The organism is Alkanindiges illinoisensis DSM 15370, from assembly GCF_000619845.1.
GTDB lineage: Bacteria > Pseudomonadota > Gammaproteobacteria > Pseudomonadales > Moraxellaceae > Alkanindiges > Alkanindiges illinoisensis.
In genome coordinates this window covers 80,984-98,635 of sequence record NZ_JHUX01000008.1, presented here as the reverse complement: position 1 = coordinate 98,635, position 17,652 = coordinate 80,984, and the positions used below count along the sequence as shown (strand labels likewise).

Here is a 17,652-nt window from a genome sequence, read left to right as displayed (position 1 = left end):
TTGGTAAATATTATGTTGATTCTCAAATGTATATGTTTTGGTCTTCTGTAAGAAGTTTATCACTATTCGTCTTGCTTATCGGTTGTCCACAACTTATCAACAAAGTTATCCCTATAGTTATCCTCAAACTTATCCACAATCGTTGCTTTTATAACCAACATAATATAACGATAACTCATCCAAAATCACTTAAGAGCAGATTGCTAATCAGGTGAAAATCCCTTATCTTGTGCCTATCAAATTAAATCAACACAATTAGTAGTGTTTTGCATAAAATCTGGGCATTGCTTGCAGTGACTGCTTTTTATGTGAATGCACGGACCTGTTAGGGAGAAAAGCAGTCATGAATGCGCCAATTGGACAAGCCTCAGTAGTCCCCGGACAATTACGGGTTATTAAGCGTAATGGTGGGGTGCTTCCTTATGATGCCGACAAAATTGCCGTGGCCATTAGCAAGGCTTTTCTGGCGGTTGAAGGCCAGCAGGGTGCCAATTCAAGCCGTATCCATGATCGCGTCACCCAGCTGACAGAAATGGTTGAAAATACCTTCAAGCGCCGTTTACCGTCTGGTGGCACTATTCACATTGAAGAAATTCAGGATCAGGTTGAGCTTGCCCTGATGCGTACTGGCGAGCACAAAGTGGCTCGTGCCTATGTGATTTACCGTGAAAAACAGGCCAACTTGCGCCAGCAGGATGATGCAAATCACCACCCTACCCTGCAAATTTTAGGCACTGATGGGCAGTTAAAACCACTGGATTTAAGCCTATTGCAACACACGGTAGAAAAAGCCGCAGCCGGTCTGGAAGGCATTGATGTACAGGCTATCATTGATGAAACCGTACGCAACCTTTATAACGGTGTGAATGAGGCGGACATCTCTACCACCATGATGATGGCCACCCGCACCCGGATTGAGCAAGAACCGAATTACACTTATGTCACCGCACGCCTGCTACGTGATGACCTGCTCAAAGAAGGCCTCGAGTTTCTTGGCCTGCCGCTGGACACTACCGAGAATGAAGCCCTGCAAGCCTTTTTGGAAAAAGGTGTTGCACTGGAATTGCTGGACCCACAACTGCTGACCTTTGACCTTGAAAAGCTCAAGGCAGCGATTATGCCAGAACGCAGCAACCAGTTTACCTATCTGGGGCTGCAAACCCTGTATGACCGCTATTTTATTCACAGTGAAGGCACCCGGTTTGAGCTGCCACAATTGTTCTTTATGCGTGTTTCCATGGGTCTTGCCTTAAAAGAAGATGACCGCGAAGCACGGGCCATTGAGTTTTATAACCTGCTGTCCAGCTTTGATTACATGGCATCCACGCCTACCCTGTTTAACTCCGGCACTTTGCGTTCACAGCTTTCAAGCTGCTACCTGACCACCGTGCCAGATGATCTGCATGGTATTTATGGTGCGATTCAGGACAACGCCATGCTGTCCAAATGGGCAGGCGGTCTGGGCAATGACTGGACACCTGTTCGTGCCTTGAATTCCTCAATTAAGGGAACCAACGGCAAGTCACAAGGTGTAGTGCCATTCTTAAAAGTAGTCAATGACACTGCGGTTGCCGTAAACCAAGGTGGTAAGCGTAAAGGTGCAGTCTGTGCATATTTAGAAAGCTGGCATCTGGACGTTGAGGAATTTCTGGAACTGCGTAAAAACACCGGGGATGACCGTCGCCGCACGCATGATATGAACACGGCTAACTGGGTACCTGACCTGTTTATGCAGCGCGTGATTGAAGATGGCGAATGGACACTGTTCAGCCCATCCGATGTTCCAGAATTGCATGACCTGACCGGCCTTGCCTTTAAAGAAAAATATGAGGCATATGAGCAGCTGACCCGTGACGGCAAGCTCAAGCTGTTCAAGCGTGTCCGTGCGCAGGATTTATGGCGCAAAATGCTGTCCATGCTGTTTGAAACTGGCCATCCATGGATTACCTTTAAGGATGTGTGCAACCTGCGCTCTCCTCAGCAGCATGTGGGCGTGGTGCATTCATCAAACCTATGTACCGAAATTACCCTGAATACCAGCAAGGATGAGATTGCCGTGTGTAATCTGGGTTCAATCAATCTGGTCAAGCATGTTAAAGATGGCGTACTGGACAGTGAGAAGCTGAAAGCCACCGTTAAAACTGCGGTGCGCATGCTGGACAACGTCATTGACATTAACTATTACGCCGTGCCGCAAGCCAAAGCATCCAACCTGAAGCACCGCCCGGTGGGCATGGGTATTATGGGCTTTCAGGATGCCCTGTATGAGTTAAACATTGCCTATGGTTCAGCCGAAGCGGTTGAGTTTGCTGACCGTTCCATGGAAGTGATTAGCTATCATGCCATTCATACTTCCAGCGAACTGGCGGTTGAGCGTGGCAGCTACAGCACCTTTAAAGGCTCTTTGTGGGATCAGGGCATTCTGCCGATTGACTCGCTGGATATTGTGGCCAAGTCACGTCCTGAGCGCATGTTTGATGTAGATCGTAGCCAGACGCTGGACTGGGATACCTTGCGTCAAAAAGTGCAAAAAGATGGCATGCGCAACTCCAATGTGATGGCAATTGCCCCAACTGCCACCATTTCCAACATTTGTGGTGTGGCGCAGTCCATTGAGCCAACCTTCCAGAACCTGTATGTCAAATCCAACCTGTCCGGTGAATTTACCGTGATCAACCCTTATCTAGTGCGCGCTTTAAAAGAGCGTAACCTGTGGGATGTGGTGATGGTGAATGACCTGAAACACTATGAAGGTTCGGTACAGAAAATTGCCCGTATTCCGGATGACCTTAAAGCGCTGTTTGCCACTGCATTTGAAGTAGAACCGCGCTGGATTGTGGATGCAGCCAGCCGTCGCCAGAAGTGGATTGATCAGGCGCAGTCATTGAACCTGTATATTGCAGGTGCGAATGGCAAGAAGCTGGACATCACCTACAAAATGGCATGGTTGCGTGGCCTGAAAACCACTTACTACCTGCGTGCACTGGGTGCTACTTCGGCTGAAAAATCTACCATCAATACGGGTGCGCTCAATGCGGTTAAGGCTACAGGCGTTGCGCCAGTCATTGCTGAAGCTGCACCTGCTGACGTAAATGCCAGTGCAGTTGTGGAAGATGATGCATTTGCCAATGCGGCGCCAGTACCATTGGCGTGCAGTATTGACAATCCAGACTGTGAAGCGTGCCAGTAATGGCGCCTTCTCCTGTAAATACTGGCTATGATCTGGGCTTGGGTGCCCTGATCGCCATGTTTATCGTGTTTTATGCGCCCATGGTCTATATTTTTATGGCCATATTTAGGTCACAAAAGGATAAACCTGCGCCAGACGATCTTGCGGGAAGTGAGAAATAAACTGCTGTGATGCACGGCAACAGACATATTGCTTGTCATAAAACTGGTTTGAGGGTGCTGTGCAAAATAATAGAGCCAGTAACAGGCTGGAAAACAGCACTCAGACGCAATATTGAATTTAATATTTAAAGAGGTATGGTTAAATGTCCATTTTAAGCTGGGATGATTTAGACGATGATGCGAACACTACGCCACTCGCAGTCAAACCTGCGCCAGTCCAAGCGCCGCAAACGGGTTCTGCACCGCTGGTATCTGCTGCACCAGCAGCAAAAGCGCCAGTGGCTACTGCTCAACCCATTAGCCCAGCACCAGCTCAGCCTGTTGCCAGCAGTGCTGTGGAAAGAGCCACAGAATCCCTAGCCCATCTGGATGTTGCCCCCGGTCTTGAAGAACTGGAAATGGGCGCAGGTCGCGTGCAGGTCGATGACAAGGCCATGATCAACTGCCGCGCTGACTTAAACCAGCTTGTACCGTTCAAGTATGAATGGGCATGGCAAAAATATCTGGATGGTTGTGCCAACCACTGGATGCCACAGGAAGTCAACATGACGGCAGATATTGCCCTGTGGAAATCTGAAAATGGCCTGACTGAAGATGAGCGCCTGATTGTCATGCGTTCCTTGGGCTTCTTCTCTACTGCGGATTCTCTGGTGGCCAATAATCTGGTATTGGCGCTCTATCGCCACATTACCAATCCGGAATGCCGTCAGTACATTTTGCGTCAGGCCTTTGAAGAAGCCATTCATACTCATGCCTACCAGTACTGCATCCAGTCGCTGGGCATGGATGAAGGCGAAGTGTTCAATATGTACCGCGAAGTGCCCAGCGTTGCACGTAAAGCCGCTTGGGGTCTGACATATACGCAAAGCCTGGGTGATCCTACTTTCAAGACCGGTACACCCGAAGATGACCAGACCCTGTTGCGTAACCTGATTGCATTTTATTGCGTGCTGGAAGGGATTTTCTTCTACTGTGGCTTTACCCAGATTCTGTCGATGGGCCGCCGCAACAAGATGACCGGGGTTGCCGAGCAGTTCCAGTACATTTTGCGTGATGAATCCATGCACCTGAATTTTGGTATCGACATGATCAACCAGATCAAGATTGAGAATCCAAACCTATGGACCAAGGAATTCCAGCAGGAAGTGACCCAGATGATTCTGGAAGGTGCGATGCTGGAAATCGAGTATGCACGTGACACCATGCCGCGTGGTGTATTGGGCATGAATGCCGCCATGATGGAAGAGTACCTGAAGTTTATTGCCAACCGTCGCTTGTCCCAGTTGGGCTTGCCGGAGCAATATGTTGGCGTGACCAATCCATTCTCGTGGATGTCTGAGATGATGGACTTGCGTAAAGAGAAAAACTTCTTTGAAACGCGGGTAACAGATTATCAGACTGGTGGTGCGTTGAGCTGGTAATCCAGATCTATAAAGCCTGCGATAATGCAGGCTTTTTTATAAGTTGTTTAAGTATAAGGAACATAACTGCTTTTAATCTGGTTCAATCCGTTTTTGCTTTAAACTTTCAACGTGCAAGCGATTTGTTTTCCAGCCTTTCTCCATAATTTCCTTTTCAATCCGGTACTGGATTCGCTTAAGCTTTATTGCTGGAATAACTTCTTCCTGAAACTGCTTTACATATTCAATCCAGGCACGGCCCTGCACAACATTTGCTGGCATCGCTGTTTTAAAAGTACTTTGCGGAGTAAATACAATTAATGAATGCAAGTACTGGGGGCCAAGCACGTCCTCTAAGACACTTTCCAGTACCTTTGTATGCTTATAATTCTGATGCAATGGATTTTGAAACTTAAAGGATTTTTTATAAATTTTTTGAGTCCAATTCTTTTGCCGCTCTCCACCAAATATCCACCCCTGATAATTTTTAGTCTCAATCACGAATATTCCATAAGGGCTTAACAAGATATGGTCAATTTGCGTTGTGCCATTCTGACCATCTGACAATGTGCAATCATTAAGTAAAATATATGCTTCTCCCAAATATTTTTTAGCTTGAGCTGTAACTGCAAACTCACCCAACTTACCCTTGAATTTTGGTGAAGAAAGATATGCTACAACTAGCATTAACCCAATAAAAATAAAGATATAAAACAGCATGTCTTTTTAATATTCCTTTAAATAATATAGTTTGTTCCTTTAATTTTAAGCCAATAAAGCTATAGGTTGATATTTAAATTGGCTCATAAAAAAAGCCGACATCAATGCCGGCTTTAAACTATTTTTAACGATCAACTCGCGCCACCAACATCATCAACGGCAGCAGTCACAATCATCATCACATTATAGGCAGAAATTTTGCCATTGCTGATATCCACTTTTTGTTCCTTGATCCATGCGCCTTTAATGTTGTTTACATTATCAGAAACGCCCTGAATCCCCTTATTAATGGCATCCTCAAAGCTCACGTTAGAGGTACTGGACACTTCAAAATTGCGTGCAACAGACATGAGTTTTCTCCTCAGTATTAAAATCCAGATATCAGCGCAAACCCTATAAAAAGCTATGGGCTTGCTGCGCCAATGAGGTTTAAGCCTACTCAGTCTGCTTATATTTTTCAGTTGGGCTTGGTAACAAAACGCGCGGGTTTGGCAACTACTGTGCACCTTGAGTAAGTCCAGATTTCGCCACAATAAATGTACAGGCAAAAAAAAGCCCACTAGGTGTAGTGGGCAAAGCGAGTGAACATAAAACTTAAATACGGGAATCCGGTGCCACACGCGCCACAATATAAAGTGCCTTCTGACTGATTTCACGGCTAAACATCACCAGTGCGGCTGAGGTCACAGCCAGCAGCAACTGCCCATCCAGACCCATATTTTTTTGTACCACATACACCATAAAGGCCAGTGCGGTGTAGCTCAGTACCAGGATAAAGCTCATCAGTTGCCATTGCTGGCTGATCACGCCCTGCCACAGCACCATGATATTGCGCAGTGAGTGATACCACTGGCGGGTAAAGGTAACATGCGCAAGGCCTACACCACCTGCAATCAGGCTAAGCCAGAACAAACTCACCTGAAACAAAAACCCATACCAGGTCACGGTGGTTTGCAGGGAAGTTTCTGGAGCATATAATCCATTTAAGGAAAAATGCATCAATGCGGCGCTTAACATAAACCAGAATAAACTGATGCTGGTAAACGTAATGGCCCGCCTGGCCAGTTGAAAAATTCCATGCTGCATACGCTGGTACTCACATATTAATTTTCTACCGTCATATGGCTACACCATGTCGCGGTATTATCCTAAACTTAGAACCAGTTTACACTAATTACATAAAATCACAATTCGATTACAATCTATTTTTGTGTTATTTTTAGCCAGAAAAAAGAGCGGCAAACACCTGTAGCCGACAGGCGGTAAGCTGGAGTTTTGAATGGTACTGGTCTGCCCTTTTATACAATTTGGAGTGTATTAAGGGTAAATTGTTAAGTCGCTCATTTTGCATGGTTTAATGAATTTTAATTAGTCTGCTGTTAATCATTTAAATTATGGTCATTAACCAACGCCCACCAATTATCCAGTCCCTGCTGGATACAGACCTTTATAAGTTCACCATGCTTCAGGTGGTGCTGCACCAGTTTCCTGAAACACATAGCGTTTATCATTTCCGTTGCCGCAATGAAGACAAGATTGCCTATCCATTGCGTGACATTAAAGACGAACTGGACATTGAGCTGGATCGGCTGTGTGAGATCAAGTTTAAACCCGAGGAATTAGACTACTTGCGCAGCTTGCGCTTTATCAAAAGTGATCTGGTGGATTATCTGGAGCTGTTTCAGCTGAAGCGCCGTTTTATCCAGACGCATATTGATGAACAAGGCTCGCTGGATATTGTGGTGGAAGGCCCAATGGTACAGGCCATGTTCTTTGAAATTTTTGTGCTGGCCATTGTGAATGAGCTGTATTTCCGGCGGCTGGAAACACCGGCTGTTCTGGAAACTGCTGAACAGCGCCTGCAAGCCAAGGTTGCGTTCATTAAGACATATGCCCGGCAGCAGAATTCTGGCGAGCCACCGTTTCTGGTTTCTGATTTTGGCACGCGGCGGCGCTATAGCTATGTATGGCAACAGCATGTGGTGAAAACCCTGCATGCAGCAGCGCCACAGGTGTTTCGCGGCACCAGCAATGTGTATCTGGCCATGCAGCTTGGCATTAGTCCGATTGGCACCATGGCGCATGAATTTTTGCAGGCGTTTCAGGCACTGAATGTACGCTTGCGTAATTTTCAGAAAGCTGCGCTGGAAAGCTGGGTGCATGAATACCGGGGTGATCTTGGCATTGCCCTGACTGATGTGGTGGGCATGGATGCATTCCTGCGCGATTTTGACCTGTACTTTGCCAAGCTGTTTGATGGCTTGCGGCATGACAGTGGTGACCCGTATGCATGGGGTGATAAAGCCTATGCGCATTATCTGGCATTACGTATTGACCCGAAAACCAAAATGCTGACCTTTAGCGATGGCCTGAATCTGGAAAAAGCCTGGGCCTTGTACCACTATTTTAAGGATCGCTTCCAGACCAGTTTTGGCATTGGCACCAACCTGACCAATGATATGGGCCATGTGCCGCTGAATATTGTGCTGAAACTGGTGCAATGTAATGGCCAGTCGGTAGCCAAGCTATCGGATAGCCCCGGCAAAACCATGAGCACGGATGAAACCTTTCTGGCCTATTTGCGACAGGTATTTGAAATTGCCGAGCCTAGCGAAAGTTGAGGTTAGGATTGTAATTAAGAGACTTCTTTCATCAGTAACGCCAACTTGCCTTTGACCACTTCGACAAGACCTCGGCATGAGCCTGTCGAATGCTTAATGACCGTCCTTCGACAAGCTCAGGAACCGTCCTTTGGTAAGCTCAGGAACCATGGTTGGTGAGCCTGTCGAACCATCCTTCGGCAAGCTCACCAACCATGTCGAAACCTGACTTTTGAAAGAGATCCAAGGTTAAACATACTAAAAATAAAAAGCATGGCCTGCCATGACCATGCTTCACAACACACTTTAAATTTTATACTGCAGCCAATGCCTGTTCCAGATCCGCAATCAGGTCATCCACATGCTCAATGCCAATCGACAGCCGCACCATATCCTCGCTGACCCCTGCCTTTTTCAGCTCTTCATCGTTAAGCTGTCGATGGGTGGTGGTTGCCGGATGGGTTGCCAGACTTTTGGCATCCCCAATATTGACCAGACGTGTGAACAATTGCAGCGCGTCAATAAAGCGAGTGCCGCCTTCACGGCCATCCTGCACGCCAAAGGTTAAAATACCCGATGCCTTGCCACTCAGGTATTTGGTCACCAGCGCATGTTGCGGATGATCAGTTAAGCCAGCATAATTCACCCATTTAACTTTGGGATGGGTGTTTAAATACTGGGCAATTTTAAGTGCATTTTCGCTGTGCCGTTCCATCCGCAAGGCCAGTGTTTCTAGCCCTTGCAGGATTAAGAAGGCATTAAACGGACTAATGGCAGCGCCCATATTGCGTAATGGAACTACCCGCAAGCGTGCGATATACGCCGCTGCCCCCAACGCCTCGACATAATTGACGCCATGATAGCTGGGATCAGGTGTGTTCAATACGGCAAAACGCTCGGCATGCTCACCCCACGGAAACTTGCCACTATCAATGACAATGCCACCCACACTGGTGCCGTGCCCGCCAATATATTTGGTGAGGGAATGAATGACGATATCGGCCCCATGCTCAAACGGCCGATGTAAAATTGGCGTGGCCACGGTATTGTCGACAATCACTGGAATGCCATGCCGGTGCGCGATTTCACTGATTTTTTCAATATCAATAATATTACCCAGCGGGTTGCCAATGGATTCGACAAATACCAGCTTGGTTTTGGCATCAATCAGCTTGTCGAGTTGCTCTGGTTGCAGGTAATCAAAGAAACGAACCTCTATGCCCTGCCGTGGCAAGGTATGGGCAAACAAGTTATAAGTGCCCCCATACAGGGTTGATACTGAGGCAATATTATCGCCAGCTTCGGTAATGGTCTGAATGGCATAGGTAATGGCGGCCATACCAGATGCCAGCGCTACTCCGCCAATGCCACCTTCCAGCTCCGCTACCCGTTGCTCCAGCACGGCAGTGGTTGGATTCATGATGCGGGTATAAATATTGCCCTGAACTTTCAGGTCAAATAAATCGGCGCCATGCTGGGTATTGTCAAATGAATACGAGGTGGTTTGATAAATGGGCACTGCCACTGACTTGGTGGTTGCCTCTGGACTATAGCCCGCGTGAATGGCAATGGTTTCTGCTTTCATGATTGATCCTTTGTTTTGCATAAAATTATTGTTGGGCTTTTTATAAAGCTATCATAGGACTATATCTTTTTTATTAACTATTTTCTTGATTCATTAGCATCAATTCAGATAACACAACAATGAATTTAAATTTTGGCATTGGAACTGGGAAGGTTTAAAACATCAGTGAATTCATCACGCAAGTTTTAGCTTATCGCTAGGACTTGATCATTACTGAAAACCAAGATATACAGGATTAAAGCCATAAATCAGCACAAATCCCATAGCACATTTTTGCAGTTTTAAATTTCAAAAAAGGATCAAATCAACGTTTTTGCAAGAATAATTTGAATTAACCTATTGTTTTATAATTATTTAATGTTTATATTCATTGGCTGTTTGGTCAAAAAACAAGTTAACCACAGCTTTATCCACAGAGTTATCCCTAAAAATTGGGGATAACTTCTGATAATAAATTTAAGTTTATCCCCGGAACAATGTGATGCAATAAACCACTTAAGCCTGAAAGCTACCGACTTTGGCTAACTCACTGCGCATAGCATCAATCACCGCTTTATAGTCTGACTTGCCAAAAATCGCTGACCCAGCCACAAACATATCTGCTCCGGCTTCGGCAATTTCACGGATGTTTTGCTCAGACACGCCTCCATCGACTTCAAGTCTGATATCAAAACCGCTGTCATCAATGATCTTGCGGGTTTGGCGCAGTTTTTCCAGTGTCATGGGGATAAACTTTTGCCCGCCAAAACCGGGGTTAACGCTCATCAGTAAAATCTGGTCGACCTTGTCCAGCACATAATCCAGATAATGCAGCGGGGTTGCCGGATTAAATACCAGCCCTGCTTTTGCCCCACTGGATTTGATCAGTTGCAGCGAGCGGTCAATATGGTCCGATGCTTCGGGATGAAAGGTAATAATGTCAGCACCTGCTTCCAGAAAATCGCCAATGATGCGATCAACCGGGCTCACCATCAAATGCACATCAATCGGCGCAGTAATGCCATATTTTTTAAGCGCCTTGCACACACCCGCACCAAAGGTCAGGTTAGGTACATAATGATTGTCCATCACATCAAAATGTACCACATCGGCACCGGCAGCCAGTACCTTGTCCACTTCCTCACCCAGGCGTGCAAAGTCGGCAGATAAAATGGACGGGGCAATCAGGTAAGGTTTTGACATGGCTGGTCTCCGCAATAGGGGCGTCACGAACGGGCTGGTTTAAACAGCGCCACCTTAACAGAAAAAGCAGAGCGCCGCTATTTGTCAGTCTGGCTTTGTCAAACTGGCATGACTGGCTGGCGCTACTGTGGTTTGTCCTCTACTAATTTTTGCTGACGGGCAAACGCTTCAACAGCCTGTATGCGGGCAGTCGTTGCCGGATGAGTGCTTAGCAATTCAATATCGGCATCATCCTTTTCCATGCGCTTTAAAAAACGGGCAAAGTAACTCACCGGAATTTGCTGGCGGCTTAAGGTTTGCATGGCATATAAATCAGCTTGCCGCTCAAACTCGCGTGAATAACTTAATGTCAGTAAGGCATACGGTGCATTACTCACCAGATCGGTCACATCGCCGGTAATCCAGGTAATAAACACCGTCATCCCCAGCGCTGACAACACCTGCTGCATGGTATGGCGCTCGGTTAAATGCCCATGTTCATGTGCCAGTACACCAATCAGTTCACGGTCATCCTGCGCCAGTTGCACCAGCTCATCGGTCATTACAATAGTATTGTTGGGTAAGGCCAGTGCATTGGCGCCCAGATTATCACCTTGCCGGAATACCAGTGTTGCTGGCTGCTGGCCTGCCACATAGCGGCTGTAAAGCTGACGGATTTGCTGCTGCCGTGCGGCTGGCAGCTGGCTTTTTTCAGTAAGCTGCTCAATCTGTTCCTGTGCCTGATCACCAATCGAATTTAAGGTATTGGCTGGCAAATGCCAGGCCAGTTGCTTAGCCGTGTATGGCACGCCAAACTTGACCACAACTCCAATAATGACCACCATCAAGACCAGACTACAGGCAATCAACAGCGGACTGCGTTCCAGATGCCAGATGCGCTGATTGATATTTTTTGACCTGAGATTAAGCCACGCAGGCAATTGTGGTTGCAAAAATTCAATACGTGCTTCGTCCGGCAATTCAATAACCGGATGAATCTGGCCCAGTGCGCCAATCAGTTGCATGTCCTGATAGGCATAACAAAACTGCTGCGTGCCCGTATTTATCATGGCATGCGTTTGTCCCTGCATACTACTTTGAGGACTCAGCACCGCCTGCTGCGGTCTGGACACAATGCCATCATAAAAAATGACGTCAACAGATGTATCAGAATTGCCCTTCATGGCAGCACTATCAGTCGATGGCAACATGGGCATTTATCTCTTATAGGGACACATCAATATCCAGAATATCGGTGAGTTCCTCAGCAAAGGCTGAAGGTTCCTGCCGGGCCAGCGTCAGCAAATCATTAGGGCTATCCACCAGATGCACGCTCAGGCTTTCGATCTTGTAGCGGTAAATGCGCACGGCAGCCCAAGCCGACAACAAACCAAAGCTCACAATTCTGGCCAGCCAGTTCGTGATTACAATCCAGCTATAGCGCCACTGGTTGATGTTGCACTCAAAGCGGTTTTTGGCCAGCGATACATGATTCCATGTGGCCTTGTAAAGCCGTGCCTGAATCAATGGCACAATCAAAAATAGCATGAAATACAAAGCCGCCATAAAGCCAATGGCAGCAGCAGAAAGTCCACTGGACGGATTTAATCCTGTCGCTGCAAGCAATATCCCCCCAATAAACAATGCCCCGAGCACAAAGAAATATGGCACATAAATGGCACTAAAATAACGACCTACATCCACGTCCAGCTTAAAATTTAGCTGGCCTAGATGAAGATGATTAAACTGATAGCGCTTGTAAAGCCAGATGGCATAGGGTGTCATGATGCCAAGCGTAAATACAGTAATCAGCAAGCACAACAGCAGGGTTTTATAAATCTGGGCGGTTGAACCCGAGAAAAACAGACGGCTATTGCTGTATTTGCTGTTACGAGCATTAAAACGGAATGTGGCCCGTAATAGCCACGGCAATACCAGAAACAGCAGCACAAAACCGGCCACCGCTACCTTGGGTGAATACTGCCCGCCAAAGGCAAAGATAAAATACACCGCAGCAGCAATCAGGCGGCCCACCAGAATCTTGGTCGGAATCCCGGTAAAATCAAAGGCACGATTGGCCAGCTTGGTATGTCCATAAAAATAACGCAGGCGGCGCACTTTAGCCCACGGCGCATAAAAACCAATGGTAATAATGGTAAGCACCAGATTGGAAATCCAGATGCCAAAATACTCACTGCCATTGCCATGAAACTCAAAGCGCCGGTGTGCGATAAATCCCGGTGGCGGCGGTGTAGTGCTATCAGCAATAGGCGGAGCTGGTGGCGCCGGATCAGGCACTTGTGGAAAATGGATTTCACGGCCACCATCGGCGTCCGGGCTAGCAGGATATTGATTCATAAAATCCCCTTAGTTATAAATTTCATCAGTTATAAATTTCCTTATTTTCATACACGCTTTTGGCTAATGTTTTGACAGGCCTTATTCCTGTATTTTATGTCTCTTTTCTAAGTCATACTGATTGTGTTTTTAGGATGAAATCAATAAAGATGCACGCCAGCCTGTTTGCGTCCCGTACACCTTCAAATATTTATACAGTCTGATCATAGCAATTATTTTTTGCTTTTACCGCATTTGATTTTATTGCAACTGCCCGGCATGAAACTTTAAATGATCCTGCACAAAACTTTGAATAAAGTAATAACCATGGTCATACCCGGCATGACGGCGCAAGGTCAACGGCTGGCCAGCCTGCTGACAGGCGGTTTCCAGTTGATCAATACCCAACTGGTTTAAAAACTGGTCAGACATGCCCTGATCCACCAGAATACTGTCAAACTGTTTGCCTTTTTGTGCAATCAATCGGCTGGCATCATGGCCTGCCCATTCACTCTGATTATTGCCCAGATATTGACTAAAGGCTTTTTGACCCCATGCACAATCCACGGGTGCAGCAATTGGTGCAAAAGCTGATACCGAGTTAAATTTTTGCGGATATTTAAAGGCCAAGGTGAGCGCACCATGACCCCCCATAGAGTGCCCAAAAATTCCAATACGTGCCGGGTCTACTAGAAAACTGGTTTTAACCAGCTCATATAATTCCTGGGTAATATAGCTTTCCATCTTGTAGTGTGGTGTCCACGGTTGCTGTGTGGCATCAATATAAAAACCAGCGCCCTGTCCAATATCCCAGTGATCGCCCTGTGCGGCATCACCACGCGGGCTGGTATCCGGGGTAATGATAATAAAGCCCAGCTCGGCTGCCAAAGCTTGAGCATGTGCTTTAATGGCAAAGGTTTCTTCAGTACAGGTCAAGCCCGCCAGATAAAACAGGGTTTTGCACTTTTTAGCCTCGCTTTCCCCTTTCAATGCTTGTGGTGGCAAGTACACGCCAAATTTCATAGGCAGGCCAATTACACTGGATTCATGCTCATAAATGCGCTGTTCACCGTTAAAGCAGCGGTTTGAGGAAAGTTGTTTCATGATACCTTCGCCTGTTTTCAAATGGATGAATCATTTCCGGGTTTTAGGGTAGCATAGTCAAAGTTGGGATTTGTTGAGTTGTCTTAAAGTTTAGCCACGCTGATACGGCTTTTTATATGCATGTTTCCCTCCTTGGCAGCGACTAATCCGAATAAATATATAGTAATAATTTTCGTATTATTTTCAGATAAAACATTTCCTTAATGCAGTATAAAAGAAGAACTTATCTATTAGTGATAAAAGATAAGTCTAATAAGGTGTTGGGTAAAATTCAGCAATGTTTGCAGGATTCTTCAGCATCTTCTTAGCAATAATCATTTAATATTAGAATAGGAACAACATAATGCAACTACAACAACGAGCAACCCAAGTGTTAGAAGATAAGCAACAGCGCATTAAAGACTTCGCCGCACTACAACCTGATCATCCATTTACACTGGCCAATCAACATATGCTTCAACTGTCGACCCAAAATTCATGGAACGCAACTGGCGAGCTGTCGATGACTGGAGTTTTATGGTGGGCAATGAACCTTACTGTCGACCTGGCTCCCCCGCATTACGTGGTTTTTAATGCAACGGGCGGTCCCGATGCAGATTTTGCAATTTTCACCTCTGCCGTGACAGGATACTTTTTTGTTGATCCTTCCACACTGCATGGTGAATACCAGTTTACACTTGAAGCTGTAGCAGGCGGAGGTGGTGAAGTCTCGCTAGACTTATACGATATGAACTGGAGTCAGGTCGGCAGTTTTTTTGGGATGGTCGTGGGTATCTCCTTAAGTAAACTGGCTGGTAGCGGTACCATTAGTTATCATTAATATGGCACTGTTCTTAATGCTCAACAATCTGAAATTCAGGCAATAAATTACATAATGACAAATCCAGCCTTCTGGTCATGAGGGCTGGTTTTATTTTAAGCTTTATATAAAACTATAATAAGGCTGATTTAAAGCCCAATAAACCCGGATTTCTAATCGTTATCAAAGCTTTGTAAGCTAAGCTAATAAAGAAAAATTAATAGGCTTTAAACTTATTGTTAATAAATCTCTATTGCTCGAGACCAAGTCTTTATATGCTAAAAATTCATTTCAGGTTTTAAATTAACTGTATCTTGCTATAGAAAAAATAAAATCCCATAGACTCAATAACTTAACTAAACCAACCAGAGCCCTAGAAATCAGCGATGTCCAAAATGTCTGTCTTTTTCATCATTTTCATCTCAATTTTTTATATTGTAGGTTTTGCGGTTCTGGGCAGTGGCATAAGCTCACTCCATCAGGCAAATGCAGCAAAAGACTGGCCAAAAACTATAGCTAGCATTCAAGATGTGCAATTTATTACTGACAATGATTCAGATGGCACTACTTATGAGGTAAAAGCTAAATATTTATATCGTTTTCAAGGCACAACCTACGAAGGAGATAATATTTCTTTTGGCTATAGCGGGAGCAGTGGTCGTGCTGCGCATGAGGAAATTTACGAAAAATTAAAACATGCCAAAAAAGTTGAAGTGCGTTTTAATCCTGATAAACCCAGTCAATCTACCTTAAGCTACGGCGCAACCAGATCACATTTTATCATGCTGGCCTTTGGCACAACCTGGTTGCTATTTGTCATCGGTTTTACTGTGCTATTTTTCTTTTTTAGCCAGCATGATACCAGTCTATTAAGCCGCTTGATTGTGCTGGAATAAATGGCTTTAATCGTTAATGCGAAATAATAATATTTTCATAAAAAGGCTTACTCCATGTACCAAACATTAATTTCTGTTGCAGAAGCAAAAGGTCTAAATGGTAATGTGGTTTTTGTAGACTGTCGCCATCAGCTTGGCAACCCGGCGTGGGGTAGCGAGCAATATGATTTGGGGCATTTACCACAAGCCCGCTTTGTGCATGTTGATCATGATTTGTCAGCGCCTATCATTGCCGGAAAAACCGGACGCCATCCCCTGCCAACATCTGAATCATTAATTACTTTATTTGGCAAACTGGGCATTGGCGCTACGACCCAAGTGGTTGCCTACGATCAGGATAACGGCATGTTTGCAGCACGTTTATGGTGGTTATTGCGCGCTATGGGACATAAGCAGGTTGCGGTGCTGGATGGTGGCTATGCTGCATGGGTGGCTAGTGGTGGTGCCGTTGAGAATACCCAACCTGAATTAGGGGAAGCTTTATTTAACGGGCAATGGCAGCCTCATATGGTGGACAGTAATAATGTGCTGGCTCATCTAGGCAAACCAAATCGGGTATTAATAGATGCCAGACTTCCCAGCCGATTTAAAGGCCTTGAAGAACCGATTGACACTAAAGCCGGGCATATTCCGGGCGCAATCAACCTACCTTTTAATGAGAACTTGGAACATGGTTTTTGGCGCAGCAAAGAAGATTTAAAAGCCAGATTTGAGCACTTTTTAGACCCAGCTTTAGATCGTGAAATTGTGTGCTATTGCGGCTCTGGAATTACGGCCTGCCATAATATTCTGGCATTTGCACATGCTGGTTTAGCAGAACCCCTGTTATATGCTGGATCATGGAGCGAGTGGATTGTGGATGATGAAAGGCCTATAGCAATGAAAAATTAATACCTCATCAAATAAATTAAATATTAATATACAAAGCCTTGATTACTATTTAAAGGCGAGTCGGACTCATCGCGATAGTGTTCACTGGCTATCTGGCCTTAGCCTGCTCTCTAAGATTTCTGAGTTCTTCAAGAAGTTTTTGTCGGTCATAACCACGATACCAGTCCGCGGTATCTCTTCTGATCTCAACCTTATCTGGATCAATATGTCCAACATATAAGCCCTTCGCATCAACCACAAAATTGTAGGGAACGCCTCCACTATAAGCTTCTATGGCTCTAGTCTTAACCAGAATAGGCAGGCTACTCTTTTCGGCAAAATTGGCTTCAATATGTACCACTACAAAATTATCATTAACATAGTGGTTCAACGCTTTGGCTAACTTGGAAACATCTGATGATTCACGCTCAAACAATGTAGCATGCATCTTGTGTTCTGGTGCATCCGGTAAAGCATAAGTATAGTTAAATACTGTGGTTTTCCCATTAATGTAGGCATCAAAAACATGGCTCCAGATGCACCATTCAGCACCATAGGAAACCAATAATGATTTATTTTCCTCACGTGCCTTTGCTAAAGCAGCCTTAAATAATTTTGACTGATCACTACACTCATCATAAATAAGCGCATCACCTTTTCGACAGCTTTTGTCTAGTGTTTTTGGAAAATTATCATATGCCCAACTATTAGACGTATAAAAAGAAAAAACCATTCCAACCAAAATTGGAACGCACAATGTTATTTTCATTATAGTCTCATGAGGTTCTAAATATTCCCCGCAATCATATTAAAAAGCCGCTTATATTAA

16 protein-coding genes are annotated in these 17,652 nt (G+C 45.3%); 7 read left to right on the top strand and 9 right to left on the bottom strand.

Annotation, left to right across the window (positions count from 1 at the left end):
• Positions 1–343: 343 nt before the first annotated feature.
• The 3 genes from Q337_RS0112400 (at position 344) to Q337_RS0112390 (ending at position 4,772) form a co-directional block, all read left to right on the top strand.
• The gene (locus tag Q337_RS0112400) at positions 344–3,190 is read left to right on the top strand and encodes a ribonucleoside-diphosphate reductase subunit alpha (RefSeq protein WP_026471862.1); all 2,847 of its coding nucleotides are present in this window, start codon (positions 344–346) and stop codon (positions 3,188–3,190) included.
• Entirely contained in the window at positions 3,190–3,351 is a 162-nt protein-coding gene (locus tag Q337_RS19025; protein ID WP_169733763.1) for a hypothetical protein, read from the top strand. The genes Q337_RS0112400 and Q337_RS19025 overlap by 1 nt, the downstream gene beginning before the upstream one ends.
• Before the next feature lie 143 nt (positions 3,352–3,494).
• A complete protein-coding gene (locus tag Q337_RS0112390) occupies positions 3,495–4,772 on the top strand; it encodes a ribonucleotide-diphosphate reductase subunit beta (protein ID WP_026471861.1) in 1,278 nt (425 codons plus the stop codon).
• A gap of 72 nt (positions 4,773–4,844) precedes the next feature.
• Here Q337_RS0112390 and Q337_RS0112385 read toward each other — a convergent pair whose 3' ends face one another.
• From Q337_RS0112385 to Q337_RS0112375, 3 genes are all read right to left on the bottom strand, one after another.
• A complete protein-coding gene (locus Q337_RS0112385; RefSeq protein WP_026471860.1) occupies positions 4,845–5,471 on the bottom strand; it encodes a nuclease-related domain-containing protein in 627 nt (208 codons plus the stop codon).
• Between the two features lie 131 nt (positions 5,472–5,602).
• Complete coding sequence (locus Q337_RS0112380; RefSeq protein ID WP_026471859.1) at positions 5,603–5,821, bottom strand: dodecin family protein; 219 nt, start codon at positions 5,819–5,821, stop codon at positions 5,603–5,605.
• 244 nt (positions 5,822–6,065) lie between these two features.
• On the bottom strand, positions 6,066–6,557 hold the full coding sequence (locus tag Q337_RS0112375) for a hypothetical protein (RefSeq protein WP_026471858.1): 492 nt from the start codon (positions 6,555–6,557) through the stop codon (positions 6,066–6,068).
• A 308-nt stretch (positions 6,558–6,865) separates the two neighbouring features.
• Here Q337_RS0112375 and pncB point away from each other — a divergent pair, with 308 nt between their 5' ends.
• Positions 6,866–8,092 carry a nicotinate phosphoribosyltransferase gene (gene pncB / locus Q337_RS0112370; protein ID WP_034280285.1) on the top strand — a complete coding sequence of 409 codons (1,227 nt, stop codon included), beginning with the start codon at positions 6,866–6,868 and terminating at the stop codon, positions 8,090–8,092.
• A 292-nt stretch (positions 8,093–8,384) separates the two neighbouring features.
• On the opposite strand, the gene Q337_RS0112365 is transcribed toward pncB, so the two are convergent.
• The 5 genes from Q337_RS0112365 to fghA all read right to left on the bottom strand — a co-directional run bounded on the left by Q337_RS0112365 (position 8,385) and on the right by fghA (position 14,258).
• Positions 8,385–9,656 (bottom strand): O-acetylhomoserine aminocarboxypropyltransferase/cysteine synthase family protein, encoded by a 1,272-nt coding sequence (locus Q337_RS0112365; RefSeq protein WP_026471856.1) that lies wholly within the window; start codon positions 9,654–9,656, stop codon positions 8,385–8,387.
• A 495-nt stretch (positions 9,657–10,151) separates the two neighbouring features.
• Complete coding sequence (rpe, locus tag Q337_RS0112360) at positions 10,152–10,838, bottom strand: ribulose-phosphate 3-epimerase (RefSeq protein ID WP_026471855.1); 687 nt, start codon at positions 10,836–10,838, stop codon at positions 10,152–10,154.
• Positions 10,839–10,960: 122 nt separating this feature from the next.
• A complete protein-coding gene (locus tag Q337_RS0112355) occupies positions 10,961–12,028 on the bottom strand; it encodes a M48 family metallopeptidase (protein ID WP_228133130.1) in 1,068 nt (355 codons plus the stop codon).
• 13 nt (positions 12,029–12,041) lie between these two features.
• Positions 12,042–13,115 (bottom strand): YjgN family protein, encoded by a 1,074-nt coding sequence (locus tag Q337_RS0112350; protein ID WP_407636781.1) that lies wholly within the window; start codon positions 13,113–13,115, stop codon positions 12,042–12,044.
• A 300-nt stretch (positions 13,116–13,415) separates the two neighbouring features.
• The gene (fghA, locus tag Q337_RS0112345; protein WP_026471852.1) at positions 13,416–14,258 is read right to left on the bottom strand and encodes an S-formylglutathione hydrolase; all 843 of its coding nucleotides are present in this window, start codon (positions 14,256–14,258) and stop codon (positions 13,416–13,418) included.
• A gap of 343 nt (positions 14,259–14,601) precedes the next feature.
• Here fghA and Q337_RS0112340 point away from each other — a divergent pair, with 343 nt between their 5' ends.
• The 3 genes from Q337_RS0112340 (at position 14,602) to Q337_RS0112330 (ending at position 16,844) form a co-directional block, all read left to right on the top strand.
• The gene (locus Q337_RS0112340; RefSeq protein WP_026471851.1) at positions 14,602–15,078 is read left to right on the top strand and encodes a hypothetical protein; all 477 of its coding nucleotides are present in this window, start codon (positions 14,602–14,604) and stop codon (positions 15,076–15,078) included.
• A gap of 509 nt (positions 15,079–15,587) precedes the next feature.
• Positions 15,588–15,953, top strand: a complete 366-nt coding sequence (locus Q337_RS0112335; protein ID WP_456059082.1) for a DUF3592 domain-containing protein — start codon at positions 15,588–15,590, stop codon at positions 15,951–15,953.
• A gap of 54 nt (positions 15,954–16,007) precedes the next feature.
• Positions 16,008–16,844: a sulfurtransferase gene (locus tag Q337_RS0112330; protein ID WP_026471849.1), complete on the top strand. Its 837-nt coding sequence runs from the start codon at positions 16,008–16,010 to the stop codon at positions 16,842–16,844.
• 88 nt (positions 16,845–16,932) lie between these two features.
• Here Q337_RS0112330 and Q337_RS0112325 read toward each other — a convergent pair whose 3' ends face one another.
• Complete coding sequence (locus Q337_RS0112325) at positions 16,933–17,592, bottom strand: thioredoxin domain-containing protein (RefSeq protein WP_026471848.1); 660 nt, start codon at positions 17,590–17,592, stop codon at positions 16,933–16,935.
• Positions 17,593–17,652: the final 60 nt, after the last annotated feature.

What these genes read in the sequence shown, in the direction of transcription:
- Q337_RS0112380 (WP_026471859.1), bottom strand. Translation starts at nt 5,821, where the DNA reads ATGTCTGTTGCACGCAATTTTGAAGTGTCCAGTACCTCTAACGTGAGC.
- Q337_RS0112330 (WP_026471849.1), top strand. Translation starts at nt 16,008, where the DNA reads ATGTACCAAACATTAATTTCTGTTGCAGAAGCAAAAGGTCTAAATGGT.
- Q337_RS0112355 (WP_228133130.1), bottom strand. Translation starts at nt 12,028, where the DNA reads ATGTTGCCATCGACTGATAGTGCTGCCATGAAGGGCAATTCTGATACA.
- fghA (WP_026471852.1), bottom strand. Translation starts at nt 14,258, where the DNA reads ATGAAACAACTTTCCTCAAACCGCTGCTTTAACGGTGAACAGCGCATT.
- Q337_RS0112375 (WP_026471858.1), bottom strand. Translation starts at nt 6,557, where the DNA reads ATGCAGCATGGAATTTTTCAACTGGCCAGGCGGGCCATTACGTTTACC.
- Q337_RS0112365 (WP_026471856.1), bottom strand. Translation starts at nt 9,656, where the DNA reads ATGAAAGCAGAAACCATTGCCATTCACGCGGGCTATAGTCCAGAGGCA.
- rpe (WP_026471855.1), bottom strand. Translation starts at nt 10,838, where the DNA reads ATGTCAAAACCTTACCTGATTGCCCCGTCCATTTTATCTGCCGACTTT.
- pncB (WP_034280285.1), top strand. Translation starts at nt 6,866, where the DNA reads ATGGTCATTAACCAACGCCCACCAATTATCCAGTCCCTGCTGGATACA.
- Q337_RS0112400 (WP_026471862.1), top strand. Translation starts at nt 344, where the DNA reads ATGAATGCGCCAATTGGACAAGCCTCAGTAGTCCCCGGACAATTACGG.
- Q337_RS0112385 (WP_026471860.1), bottom strand. Translation starts at nt 5,471, where the DNA reads ATGCTGTTTTATATCTTTATTTTTATTGGGTTAATGCTAGTTGTAGCA.
- Q337_RS19025 (WP_169733763.1), top strand. Translation starts at nt 3,190, where the DNA reads ATGGCGCCTTCTCCTGTAAATACTGGCTATGATCTGGGCTTGGGTGCC.
- Q337_RS0112390 (WP_026471861.1), top strand. Translation starts at nt 3,495, where the DNA reads ATGTCCATTTTAAGCTGGGATGATTTAGACGATGATGCGAACACTACG.
- Q337_RS0112325 (WP_026471848.1), bottom strand. Translation starts at nt 17,592, where the DNA reads ATGAAAATAACATTGTGCGTTCCAATTTTGGTTGGAATGGTTTTTTCT.
- Q337_RS0112340 (WP_026471851.1), top strand. Translation starts at nt 14,602, where the DNA reads ATGCAACTACAACAACGAGCAACCCAAGTGTTAGAAGATAAGCAACAG.